The 12186-nt window shown below is 63.7% G+C and carries 10 protein-coding genes; 2 read left to right on the top strand and 8 right to left on the bottom strand.

Features of this window, described 5'->3' with window-relative positions; translation table 11 throughout:
• Window positions 1–169 precede the first annotated feature (169 nt).
• The 4 genes from ACZ5BT_RS00630 to ACZ5BT_RS00615 all read right to left on the bottom strand — a co-directional run bounded on the left by ACZ5BT_RS00630 (window position 170) and on the right by ACZ5BT_RS00615 (window position 2438).
• Entirely contained in the window at window positions 170–646 is a 477-nt protein-coding gene (locus tag ACZ5BT_RS00630; RefSeq protein WP_464883630.1) for a hypothetical protein, read from the bottom strand.
• Window positions 647–922: 276 nt separating this feature from the next.
• The gene (locus ACZ5BT_RS00625) at window positions 923–1192 is read right to left on the bottom strand and encodes a DUF2442 domain-containing protein (protein WP_464883629.1); all 270 of its coding nucleotides are present in this window, start codon (window positions 1190–1192) and stop codon (window positions 923–925) included.
• Window positions 1193–1602: 410 nt separating this feature from the next.
• A complete protein-coding gene (locus ACZ5BT_RS00620; RefSeq protein WP_464883628.1) occupies window positions 1603–1878 on the bottom strand; it encodes a hypothetical protein in 276 nt (91 codons plus the stop codon).
• Window positions 1879–1982: 104 nt separating this feature from the next.
• Entirely contained in the window at window positions 1983–2438 is a 456-nt protein-coding gene (locus ACZ5BT_RS00615) for a hypothetical protein (protein ID WP_464883627.1), read from the bottom strand.
• A gap of 240 nt (window positions 2439–2678) precedes the next feature.
• On the opposite strand from ACZ5BT_RS00615, the gene ACZ5BT_RS00610 reads away from it, so the two are divergent.
• Window positions 2679–3662, top strand: coding sequence for a hypothetical protein (locus ACZ5BT_RS00610; protein WP_464883626.1), 984 nt, complete (start codon window positions 2679–2681; stop codon window positions 3660–3662).
• A gap of 60 nt (window positions 3663–3722) precedes the next feature.
• Here the strand turns inward: ACZ5BT_RS00610 and ACZ5BT_RS00605 are convergent, their stop codons facing one another.
• The 3 genes from ACZ5BT_RS00605 to ACZ5BT_RS00595 form a co-directional block, all read right to left on the bottom strand.
• Window positions 3723–5618, bottom strand: coding sequence for a putative bifunctional diguanylate cyclase/phosphodiesterase (locus ACZ5BT_RS00605; RefSeq protein WP_464883625.1), 1896 nt, complete (start codon window positions 5616–5618; stop codon window positions 3723–3725).
• A 158-nt stretch (window positions 5619–5776) separates the two neighbouring features.
• The gene (locus tag ACZ5BT_RS00600) at window positions 5777–6715 is read right to left on the bottom strand and encodes a ParB/RepB/Spo0J family partition protein (protein WP_464883624.1); all 939 of its coding nucleotides are present in this window, start codon (window positions 6713–6715) and stop codon (window positions 5777–5779) included.
• The gene (locus ACZ5BT_RS00595; RefSeq protein ID WP_464883623.1) at window positions 6705–7661 is read right to left on the bottom strand and encodes an AAA family ATPase; all 957 of its coding nucleotides are present in this window, start codon (window positions 7659–7661) and stop codon (window positions 6705–6707) included. Before ACZ5BT_RS00595 ends, ACZ5BT_RS00600 begins: the two co-directional genes overlap by 11 nt.
• Window positions 7662–8150: 489 nt before the next feature.
• Here ACZ5BT_RS00595 and ACZ5BT_RS00590 point away from each other — a divergent pair, with 489 nt between their 5' ends.
• Window positions 8151–9563: a helix-turn-helix domain-containing protein gene (locus ACZ5BT_RS00590; protein WP_464883622.1), complete on the top strand. Its 1413-nt coding sequence runs from the start codon at window positions 8151–8153 to the stop codon at window positions 9561–9563.
• Between the two features lie 53 nt (window positions 9564–9616).
• Here the strand turns inward: ACZ5BT_RS00590 and ACZ5BT_RS00585 are convergent, their stop codons facing one another.
• A complete protein-coding gene (locus tag ACZ5BT_RS00585; protein WP_464883621.1) occupies window positions 9617–12139 on the bottom strand; it encodes a sensor domain-containing protein in 2523 nt (840 codons plus the stop codon).
• Window positions 12140–12186 lie beyond the last annotated feature (47 nt).

Here is a 12186-nt window from a genome sequence, read left to right as displayed (position 1 = left end):
AGGAGCAGCCGGAGCCGAGCCCCTTCGCGGGTGTAGGTGCGTGCCTCCTTGCTTCAGGGCAGGGGCTTGGGGTTTTCGCCGGCAAGATTTAGGGGACAGGGCTCGGGTCCTACTCGACAGGTGGTCGTGGTTGGGGAAGCAAAGAACCTGGCCAGGGCCCCTTAGGGTTTCAGGTAGACTCCTTCCCTCGGACCTCCTCAGCGCCCCATACTTGAGTGAGGCGGCTCTGGTGCTCCCGCGGACTGGGGACGTATTCGAACTTCCAAAGGTCGGAGAGCAAAATCCCAGGGTTTGCGCCGTGAGTGTAGAGCACCTCGAGGTATTTCGTGTCTTGCCGTTCGTTAGATTTGGGTATGTGTAGCACCTGGTCGCCCCCTGGGGGCAGGGCGATTGGGAGCGACGGGCAGTCTGAACAGGCGGAAAGATCCTGACCTCCAGAGCCCGGGGACTCGGGTAGCTTTTGATGGTATAGCAAGCGTTTGAGCTGTACGCCGTACTTGCCCAGGTTCGTCAGTCGGATCCCGAAATCCGGCCTTGCAACCGCGCTCACGTTGATGAGCGGCTGGAGATCCCCCTTGGCCAGCTGCTTCTGGATGTCCGCGAGTTTCTTCTGAAGGTCTAACTGGTCAGCCTGCAGCTCGTTCATCTTTTTCTGCAAATCGCCAAGCCGGTGCGTGGACCACCAGAGCCCCCCGGTGAATAGGGCAACCGCAAAAGCGAATAACGCTTGGAAATCCGCAAGCACAGCTTCCATGGCTTTTCAACGGGTGATTCTACCAAGAGGCATATGCCCGGACTTGTTCACGTGGCGGCTCGTGGGACTGGCCGCCGCCGGTCCGCTTGCTGATGTACTGCATGCAGTAATGCAGTAATGCGGTAATCCTGGTCCTCGTCCTCGAGGGCTTTGATGGATAAACCTTGCTTACGAGGGTGCCTTCTCCGTGAGCGGCTTTCCGGTCGCCCGCGTGTAGAGCGCGAGGGGGTCGAGTTCAATCTCCCCCGGCCACGCGAGCGCCCCGAACTCGGGCTCAACGTAGGCCTGCGCGAAGAACGCGGGCTCTTTCAAGGGCGCCATGACCCCGGTGAACTCCGCTTCGTCAAACGTCACCACGCCCTCGCTCCCGTCGTCGAAGCGGAGCCAGAGCTTGTAGCCCTCGAGGGGCCTGACCTCCACGATCCTCACAAGACGCATCTTCCCCACCAGCCTACTCCAGGGGAGGGATTCGAGCCAGGAGCTTGAGGAAGTTCCTTGTTGCCGACTCCGTACACGGCCGGTCTGCCGGTTGTACGGGGCAAGCTGGATCGGGCTTGCTCCGAAGCTGATGGAATCGTGGCCCCGGGCGTGTAGGGATGGTTGACCGCCTCGGGGACCTTGCGTCTCCGGCCGGGGAAGGCACCGAGGACCACGAAGCCGGCGTCGTCGTCATCGGAGACGATCCGTGCGATGGGAAAATAGTCGCGCCCGCTTCGGCGCAGCCCGGCCAGGGTTTGCGCTTTCGCCGCTTTTTTACCGACCACCTTCCTTTTGCAAAACCAACCCCCGCGCCCAGACCTGGGCGCGGGGCGCGGCGGCGGACCCGCTCGGTCGAGCCGGGTCGCGATCTATTTGAGGGTCAGCGTTTGGGGCTGACCGTCCTCAGCCTCGCTTTCCGCCTTCTCTGCCTGTTCCGCCAGCGTGCGGACCGCCTCCAGCGCATGCCGGAGACCGCGGAGGGCCCGGATCAGGGCCTCGTCGTTGGCCTCGGACGCGGGGAGGTTGGCGGGGATCTTTTCCGCCGTGGCCTGAACCTCGGCCACCATCGCCAGGATCAACCCTCGGGCGACCTCTTGCGGCATCGCCACCCTAGGGGTTCGGACGGTATCGAGTTTTCGGATCATGGTACCTCCTGCAAGGGGCCGGGGCATCTGCCCCGGCGAGGGAAAAGGATACGGCTCAAGACCACTCTAGCGACCAGGGCGGCGTGCTGGCAAGCGCCCGCCGCTCAGAAGAGCGGTTGCGCCCGGGGCGGCGCACACCCGGGATAGGCCACGGTAAGGACGGTTTCGCCCTGCTGGTTGAGGTAGTGCACCGTCCCGGCGTCGAATCCGGGGAGGGCGTCGTCGAAAGCGGCGCAGGCCCGCGACCAGTGGAGCGGGTTCGCGGGGTCGGCCCCGACCGTGTAGGCCGGGGTCCCGGCGGCGCCAGCCAGGGCGATCGTGCCCGAAAGGCTGAGCCGCCCCGCGTCGCCCGGGGCGCCCGGATCGTCGGGGAGATAGGCGGTGTGGCGGAGAACGATGTAGGTCGTTTCCTGGACCACCTTGGTGTCCCACAGCAGGGAGAGGCGAACCCGGAGATCCTTGGCTACGGTGGCCGTCCCGACGGACGGGTCGGGCGCCGCCGTAACGCTGCCGCTCCAGGTGGCGACCTCGAGCGCGGCGACACCGGTGATGGCCCCCATGCGGTGGTGGGGGTTTTCAGTGTCCTGCTTCTGGTAAGAGCTGATTAATTACGAACATAACTTGTTGCGTCAACAAACCAAGACACCTAACAATACACCACAACAAACCCCCAGACCCACAATGGCAACGCAACGACAGGGAAGAAAGCGGCACAAAAACCTTAATGCGCTGTGAAGGAGTGCTGTCGACCCGTGAGTTATTTATGGTACTATTACGCAAACGTAAGGGGTGGGTGTCCGATGCCAAACAACGACGGCGGGGCCCTCTTCGCACCGGACCCGTGGCGTGACCCACAAGAGCGGCGGCGCATGGCCGGAGAGGCGATTGCCAAGCGTGACTGGCAGGCGATCGGTGAACTCTTCGAGCGATATCTCTCGAGCCATCGCAACTACGGCCGCGTGAGCGTCCAGCTTTACCGGCGCGCAGTCGAGGACTTCTGGGCTTACGCCTGGAACGACCTGGGCCGGGAGGGGGTGAACCTCTCCCCTACCGACGTCTGGTCGTGGCTACACGACCTGGAAAGCCACGGCGTCCACATCCTCCGCCAGGGCGCACGGCGCACCGGACCCCGCCCGCTGGGGAGGTCGGGCCTGCGGACGATGCTCTACGGGGTACTCGAGTCCCGGGCGTTTTTCACCTGGCTCGGTTACCCGCTTCCCGAACACCTCGACTGGCCCCGCCCCCTGCCGGCCAGGGCCCCCAGGGCCCTGAACGACGCCCAGTACCGGACTTTCCTGTCCGAAGCCGCCCGCCTTGATCCCATCGGCGGGATGCCCCTCGTCATCCGCCTGATCGGCGAACTGGGAATGCGCTGGCGGGAGATCACCCACGTGACGCCTGCCGACTTCACCGACGATGCCCTCCGGGTCAAACGTGCGCCGTTCGTCGTCGACCGCACCGTTCCCCTGCCCGGCGATCTGCGCCGGCCCCTTTTCAAGTTCGTCGAAACCGTACTTGCCCACGGGTTCGACGAGAGGGTCAGGGTGCTCCTGGTCCAGCAGTCGCGCAATGGCTTGAGGGTTGTGGCCCCGCGCACGCTGCAGGCTCGGGTCACGGTTGCCGCCCGGTCTGCGGACCTGCCCCCCTACTACCTCCGGGCATTGCGCAACCGCGGTGCGATCGAACTGTACAAGCGTTTCGGCGATGCCGAGAAGGTCGCCGAGCTCATGGGGCTGACGGCTCCGCCCGCGATCCTTGACCACTGGCTGCACGAGAGGCGCTAAGCGAAGATCGCACGCTTCCCGCCGGCCATCGCGGACCGGCCCCCAACGCCGGGCAGCTTTTCATCGAAGATACGACGGAGCAAAATCGCGCTCACTGACCGGCTTTCCCGTGTAGAACCCCTGGATCAGATCACAACCCTCAGCCTCAAGCCAGGAGGCCTGATCCGGCGTCTCTACCCCTTCGGCAACCACCTCCGCCCCCAGCTCGTGCGCCAGGGTAATCACGGCCCGGACGATCGCTTCGCTCTTCCGGCGGACACCGATCTCCCGTACGAATGCTTTGTCGATCTTAATAATCTCGATCGGGAACTCACGCAGGTACGCCAGCGACGAGTACCCGGCTCCAAAGTCGTCAACCGCGATACGCAGGCCGAGGGCCCTCAGATCCTGCAACACCGGCATAACCCGCTCGGCCCTGGCGAGAATCCTTTCGGTGAGTTCAACGACGACCAGCCGGGGAGGAATGGGTTTTTCCCGCAACAATCGCTCAAGCGTCTCTACCAGGTCGAATTCCCAGAACGATCTCGGTGAGATGTTGATCGAGACCCGGAGTTCGTGCCCGCCCCGGTACCATCGGTAGGCGTGCCCGACAGCCCTATCGAAAACGTAGCGGTCGATCTCGGCAATCAGCCCAACCTCCTCGGCGAGCGGAATGAATGTCGCGGGTGGCAGCAGCCCGTGCTCCTGGTACCGCCAGCGAACCAGTGCCTCCGCCTGAACGACCTTCGCCTCTCGCAAGCTTGCGATCGGTTGGTAGTAAATTTCCAGCTGCTCCCCCGCCACGGCCTCCCTGAGCGCGGTAGCGAGATCCAGGCGCTCCACGCTCGGCAGCAGCACCGTGGGGTCAAAGATGAAATACGCAGACCCCTGCTCTTTCGCCCGGTACATCGCGGCGTCGGCCCGGCGCATCAGCTCGTCGAGGTCCCGCCCGTGTTCCGGGAAGATGGCGATTCCGATGCTGGCCCGGAGCGTGATCCGGTGGTCGCCCACGCGGCAGGGCTCGCGCAACAGCTCGCCAACACGCCTCGCGACCAACACGGCCTCTCCCCCACCGGCTCCGGGGAGCAGCAGGGCAAACTCATCACCCCCGACCCGGCCCAAAACGTCGATCGCGCGTGTAACGCGACGAACCCTTCGCGCAAAGTCCCTCAGGACCAGGTCGCCAACCTCGTGACCCAGCGCGTCATTGACGTCTCCGAAATCGTTCAGGTCAATAAACAAAAGCGCGCTCGGCCCGTTTCCGGAAGCGCTCCGCGACAGCACCTCGCGGGCCCGGTCGATAAAAAAACGGCGGTTGGCAAGCCCGGTCAGTTCGTCGGTGGCCGCAAGCTGTCCGTACTGCCGGATCTCCTCCTGGGCCCGGACCAGCTGGAGCCGGGTCCACACCACCCGGCTAAGGATCGCGATCATGGCCGCGCCGGCGAGGTATGCCTGCAGCAAAACGCTCGCCTCTCTCAGGCCTGCCCCGTGCGCGACCGCGTAGAGGATGCCCGCCAGCAGTGTGATGATCCAGACCCCCCAGGCCACTGGCTGGGCGGTGCGCGGCTCGAACAGGAAGTAAATCAATACGTAGAACACCATCAACCAGCTCACGACGACGGTATGCCTTTCGACGCTCATCTCCGGAGCACCGAAGAGCGCGGCGTACTCCTGAAGAACAAGGAATACACCGAGCAGCACAAACCCGGCCCGCTCGAGGAGGAAAAGGCGTCCGGGTCCCGCTCGCAGCAGAAGGGCCCAGGCCACCAGGATGCCTCCGGCCAGAACCAGCGAGTCGGTTGAAATGTCGCGCACGGGATCAACAAAATCCGCCAGCAACACGGCGGCCGCGGACAGGGGCAGAACGATTCGGTAGGCGGCGAAACGCCGCCTTTCCCAACCGGCCTTAACTCTTCTTGTAAAGCCAGCGCCTATAAAGTCGGGGCCTGCCTGCGGCCGGGCGCCATCGTGGTCCATAGACTCTAAAAAGTATAGTTCCCGCTATGCATGATAAGCGTGAAGTATGCAGGCACTCCGGAACACATCGGTCCCTGTCTGCTTCCAGGGCGATGGCGTCGTCGCCAGCGGCCGTCCGGAACCCGCCGCCCGTGGCCGGCCCGGGCAACCTGCGCCGGCTAGCCCGAGCGGATCAGCTGCTCGAGCTCATCGAGAATTTCCAGCACCCTCTCCTCCTTGTCCGGCGGCAGCCCGCCCCGGCGGAGCTTCCTGAGCAGCACGCCGGCCTTCACGGCCACCGGTCGATGCCTTTCTTCCCTGGCCTGCAAGCGCTCCCGCACTTCGGCTCGAACGAACGGCAGGCTCCATCCTTCTTCAATCGCTCTCTGAAGCAGCTCCCGCCGTGCTTCGTCATCCCTTACCCGCGCAATGGCCCGGGCCTTCGTATAGCTGATTCTGCCCCGCCTAAGTTCGTCGAGCACGTCTTGCGGCAGGTTGAGAAGCGGCAGGCGGTTCAACCGGAAGGACTCGGGGGTCATCCTGCCGAGCTCTCGAAACGTCCGGTCGATAACCTCCCATTCGCTGCTTCGAACAACGTTGTTGGCGGCCTTTCTCCGCCTCATTGAAAGCCGGTGCATCAGGCGCACAACCTCGCTGCGGTCCATCCCCAATCGCATCGACAGCAAGTCGAGGATCGCCTCGGTTTCCTCGAGCGGATTAAGGTCCTCGCGCTGCAAATTCTCGAGGACCGCCGCCGCCTGCGCCTCCTCGTCCGTGAGCTCCACGATAATCGCGGGGATCGACTCCCGCTTCAGCCTCTGAAAAGCACGAAAGCGCCGCTCCCCAGCCACGATCTGATAGAGGCCTTTACCCACAGGGCGCACGAGAATCGGCTGGAGCAGTCCGCGGTGTCGTATCGACCTGGCCAGGTGAGCGATCTCGTCTTCGTCGAAGTACCTGCGTGGCTGATTCTCGCGGGGAACAACCTGGTCGAGAGGAAGGTGGACGAGACTGTTCTCCCCCGCCCGCCGCAAGACCTCACCTACTTGAGAGAGGTTGATGTTTCTGAGCGGGCGCTTCTCGAGAATTGGATTTTTCCGCTCGTTCCTAGGCTTCATCCCCATCGCCTCCCAGGGCCTCCAGGAGCGCGTCGGTGATCTGCTCCAAAACAGCCACCGCCCGGTGGCGGGGATCATAGGCCGCCAGCGGCTTGAACTCCACCGAGGCCTTCTTAAAGGCGGTCGCCATTGGGATCGGTGGAAGGACGGGAGCAACGGTCTGGAGCTGTTTTTCCAGGGCTTCCAGCACATCCCGGTCATGCGTGGACTGGCGCGCGAACTGCATCGGCACAAAACCCAGGATGCGCAGATTCTGGTTGACCTCCTCCTGAATTCCCCGGACCGTACTGAGCAGCTGGTCCGTTCCCAAATACGCCTTGAAATGCGTTTGGATTGGGACAATCACGCCGTCAGAGGCTGCCAGACTCAGAATAGAAAGCATTCCCAGGCTGGGGGGCGCATCAATCAGCGCCAGGTCGTATGCTGCCCGGACCTCGTCCAGGGCCCGCCGAAGCCGGGCTTCCCTGTTCAGCGCGGCCAGCAGTTCCTGTTCAGCCCCGGCCAGCAAAATGTTCGCTGGAACGAGATCCATTCCGTGAATCCCCCGGTGCACCGCCAGCGGCCTGCGCGGTGACCGATCGCCCTTGCGCGACGTCAGGCTGTCGTAAATGGTGGCCCTCAACCTCCCTGGCTCCAGGCCCATGAAATTCGTCAGCGTTGCCTGGGGATCCATGTCAACCAGCAGCACCTTGAAACCCCTGCGCGCGAAGTGATAGCCGAGGTTCATTGTTAGCGTCGTCTTACCCGTCCCCCCCGCCTGGTTGAAGATGGTGAGCGTGCGCATCGGGGCCTCGTCCTTTTGCGGCTCGATGATGGGTATGAACCACTGCGCACCCCGTTTCTCAGCGCCCGGCAGATCCCCTTTTGCCGCTAATCGCCGTATATATCCGGGCGTCACCCCTCTGAGCTCGGCATACTCATCAACCGTCAGGTAGCGTTTACGCATACGCACAGATTACCCCACGCTGTCATCATTTCGCCACAGCTAAGCTGGCTCCGATCCAGGGGGGCGGGTTCGGATAACGTTATCCGAACCCTTTTTCCTACCCTGAAACACGAGTTGCACCCCCCACTTTCACACAGGAGGCCGCTCGTTCGCTAGAATCACCACGTGGTGGAGTCCGGGCAGACCCCTTTAGCCGGGGCGACCACCCCAGACAAAGGCGGGAGCCTGTCTAGGGGGTGAGAAGCTGACTACTAGGGATATGTGGCGCTAACCAAATCAAAAGCCCGGCTGGCCGGCCGGGCGTGGCTGGTACACCTACTTTCCCCCTTTAGGCACCTGTGTTACACGCATTCCAGCCCAGGTGTAGTGTACCAGCCCTCCGGGAAAAAACGCAACTGCCTTAGGGCTAACGACGGTGGAGTGTTGCGCCTTTCAGGCACCCATCTATGCGGTGACAAAGGCATGGATACCCGTCTCTGGAGGGTTTGAATGAACTCGCTCAAGACAAAACCTAGATGGATCAACTGCAACGCGTTGCGCCTGGTCATGGAGCACAGCAAGGCTCGGGGGTCGACGTACTCGGTCCTCATCGCGCTGGCTGCGCACACCAACCAAAACGGCACCGCCTGGCCGTCGGTCGAACGGCTGGCGGCGCTGGCCCGCGTCAGCCTCAGGACCGTGAAGCGGGCGCTCAGGGAACTCGAGGCCCTGGGCGAGATCACGGTCATCCGGCAGGTGGCCAAGCGGGGGACCAACCTCTACCGGCTGGAACTGGGCCGGGCGCAGGGGGGTGTCAATTTGACACCCGAAGAGCGCGCCGACGCCCAACCCTCGGAGGGGTGTCAGATTGACACCCGAAGCAGCGGGGCCATCCCGGCCCAGGGGGGTGACAGGCTGTCCAGGGGGGGTGACAGGTTGACACCCGAACATAACAATGAAAAAAACACGAATATAAAACCCTCCCCCCTACCCCCCTCCCTTGAGGCGGCAGCCGGAGCCGGAACAAAACCAGCCCGCCCACCCACCCATGAGGAGGAGGAGGGGGTTTTAAAAATCTCTCAAAAAGCAAGGGAGGTGATCGAGGCGCTGGGCCCCGATCTCGCTTCGCAGCTCCAAAGGCTCTACAGCGAGAAGGCACCGCAATCCCGCTACGGCCTCTGGCTGGAAACAGCGCTCTACCCACAGCTCGAGCGGTTGGGTCGGAGCCTGTTCCGGGCCGTCGTCGAGCAAAATCTTCCCGCGGCCGCCGGCAGCGGGATCCGCTACCCGAGCCGGTTTTTGGTGGCGAAGCTCGAGGCCGAAATTCCGCCGGCGGTCCCGGTCAGCGCCGCCAGGAAAGACGGCGGCGAGCGGCCGGTCGACCCGCCTCCGGAGGCGGCGAAAGCGAAGAGCGCGGCCCGAAAGGGCCCCATGACGATGCAGGAGCTCGCGGCCGAGCTCGAGGCGGCGCTGAACAATGCCGATACCGGCCCCGACCGGGAGACTGGCGGCGGTAAAAGCCAGGCGCCGAGGCCGAAGGAGCGGTACCTGGCCCGCGCAAAGGCGCCCCGTTGCACCTACGGGGACCACCGGCGGAGCGACGGTTGCTGCCTGCCGCGGGCGCTGGATGTCTTGCAGGTGCTTGCGCCGGCCGCGACCAGGCAGCGCGATCCCATCGACCGGGCCCTGATGATGCCGTCGCTCATCGAGGCGTATCGGAGGGTGGTCGCCGAACGGGATGAGATCCCGGAGGCCCTGGAGCGCCTGTCCGAGAAACGCCGCAACAAAGCGATCGAGATCCTCGATCAGCTGGGTCTGGCACCGCGACGCGGTTCTGGTGTGCGTGGCGCCGAGATCGCGGGAATGGTGCTGCCGGCGATGCCCAGAGGGGGGTGGCTCGTGGGAGTGGCTGCGTTGTCGTGAACGGGCGGTAAGCCGTCGGCTGAAAGGGAAGTTTCACCGGGATGGCAGGGGGCCTAGCCTGCGCGCAGCTCTTCGGGCGGCAGGGGTTTACCGATCAGGTACCCCTGTACAAGGTCGCAGCGTTCCGATTTGAGCCAGGTGAGTTGCTGGCCGGTCTCGACCCCCTCGGCGAGGACGAGGAGCCCAAGTTCGTGGGCCAGGGTGATAACTGTGCGGACGATGGCCTCGCTTGCTTCGTGGATGCCGATTTCCTTGACGAAGGCGCGATCTATTTTCAGGGCATCCAGGGGAAATTCACGGAGGTAGCGGAGCGATGAATAGCCAACCCCGAAGTCATCCACCGCTACGCGTACGCCTAGGGCCCTCAGTTCTTCCAGGATGGGCGTAGCCTGTTCGGGGCTTGCGAGGACGCGCTCGGTGATCTCTAAGGTCAGCAGACCCGGAGCAATGCCGGCCTGGAGCAGGAGTTGCTGGAGGATCCGTGCCGGGTCCATCTGCCAGAAGCAGCGCGGTGAGAGGTTGACTGAAACCGCCAAAGTGGTGCCGCTCCGCAGCCAGTCCGCGGCCTGTTGAACGGCCTTTTCGAGAGCGTAACGGTCGACATCGGCGATGAGGCCGACCTCTTCCGCAAGGGGGATGAAGACGGCCGGTGATACGGGACCGTGCTGGGGGTGATTCCAGCGCAGCAGGGCTTCAACCTTCGTGACCGTACCCTCTCTGAGGTCGAGAATGGGCTGGTAGTGCAGGGTGAGGTCGCCGCGTTCGAGGGCCACCTTTAAATCGGTGGCCAGGTCGAGGCGTTCAGGGCTGGGCGGCGTGTCTTTTGGAGTGTAAAAGCGAAAGGTTTCGCCGTGCTCTTTCGCCCGGTACATCGCGGCGTCGGCTTCTCGCATAAGCTCTTCCAGGGTGGTGGCGTGTTCCGGAAAGAGGGCGATGCCGATGCTGGCGTGAATGGTAATCCGGTGTTCGCCTGCCGAATAGGGTGCCCCCAGGAGTTCCTTGATGCCGCGTGCAACCGACACCGCCTCTTCGTGGCCGGTGTTAGCGAGAAGAAGGACGAATTCGTCCCCGCCAATTCGGGCCAGGGCATCGCTGTCTCGCTTGGCGGTGCGCAGCCGGGACGCGACCTCCTGCAGGACGGTGTCGCCGACATCGTGGCCGAGTACGTTGTTGACCTTGCTGAAGTGATCGATATCGAGAAAGAGCAGGGCGACCGAGCGCTTCTTTTCCCTTGCGGCCGAGAGAATTCGTCGGGCTTCGACATCGAGTTTGAGACGGTTTCCCAGGCCGGTGAGGGGGTCGTAGTATGCGAGCTCCTTGATGCGACGTTCGTACAGCACACGGCGTACGGCGCTGCCAAGCACATAAGCCGCCGTCTCTACAAAGCCGACCTCCTCATGGCGGAAGTCGCGCGCCTCCGGATAGGCCACGGCGAGGACGCCGTAGGTTCCGCGGGCGCCGGGTATGGGGGCGGCGATCGCTGCTTTGACCCCCGCCTGACGCCAGATGTTGCCGGGTTGAAAGCGTTGCTCGCGGGACAGGTCAGGAGAAGCGATCGTTTTGCCAGTGTGGGCTGCGTAGCCTGCGTGTGAATCGGAGGCGTTGGCCGTGGGCTCGCCTGGTACGTTTTTGGAAAAACCGTAGCCCGCAAGCAGCGGCAACGCGCCCTGCGGGAGATCGCATTTCAGGATTGCCACATGGCTGGCGTCGAGGCCGCTTTTAACGATGGCGACCGCCTGGTGAAAGAGGTGTTCGAGTTTGTTTGAGGTGACAGCGGAGTGGGCCAGCGTGAATAGGGCGCGGTTTTTGCTGATCAGGTCCATGAGCGCCCGCTCGGATTCCACCTGGGCGGTAAAGTCGAGCATGTAGCCGAGGACGACCGGGTCCGATCTGGGCGCGTTGGGGGCGAGGTGGGCCACAAGGTAGAACCAGCGATATCCCTCGCTGCGATGCCGAAGTCGAAATACCAGCTCGTCGTGTCCGGAGTCCAGAACCGCCGCCAGCAACTCGGTTAGTTTTTGCCGGTCGTCGGGATGGACTCGCTCGAGGGCATCGGTAAAGCGGCTTCCGAGGAGCTCTTCAGGGCTGTATCCAAGTATCCGTTCGAGGTTGGGGCTGATGTAGGTCAGCACCAACCCGGCACCCTCGCGGCGAAAGGTGATGATCGGGGCGGAAGCAACGATGCGTTCGAGAAACGCCTTTGCTTCCCGGAGCGAGGCCTGGGTTTTACGAAGCCGCTCGAGGTGACGCCGTAACAGGCCGCTGGCCGGGCCGGCGAGCAAGGGGCCTGCGAGGGCCGGGAGCTCGCCCGATAAAGGGAAAGGGGAAGGCAGGGTGTTGGTCTTGAAGAGCACGACCTCGAGGACGATGTTGGTGAGTCCGGCGATGGCGCCGGCTGAGGGGCCGAAGTGCCAACCGGCGAGGGCGGTCCAAAGCAGAGCGAGGACGGCTTCACCGCCCTCGGTAAATCGATGCGCAAGAGGGAAGGTGAGGATATAGGCCGCGAAGACGGCCATGACCCACGGCCAGGGATTGGGGTGGGGGTCGGGCGCGGAGTCCTTCCTGGGCTGGGACACCAGGAGCGCAGTGTACCGGTATGGCCCCCACCCCACAAGGGGTGGAC

It is taken from the genome of Vulcanithermus mediatlanticus, assembly GCF_055385885.1.
Note: the sequence above shows the minus strand (reverse complement) of the source record. Positions and strands in the feature narration are given on the sequence as shown.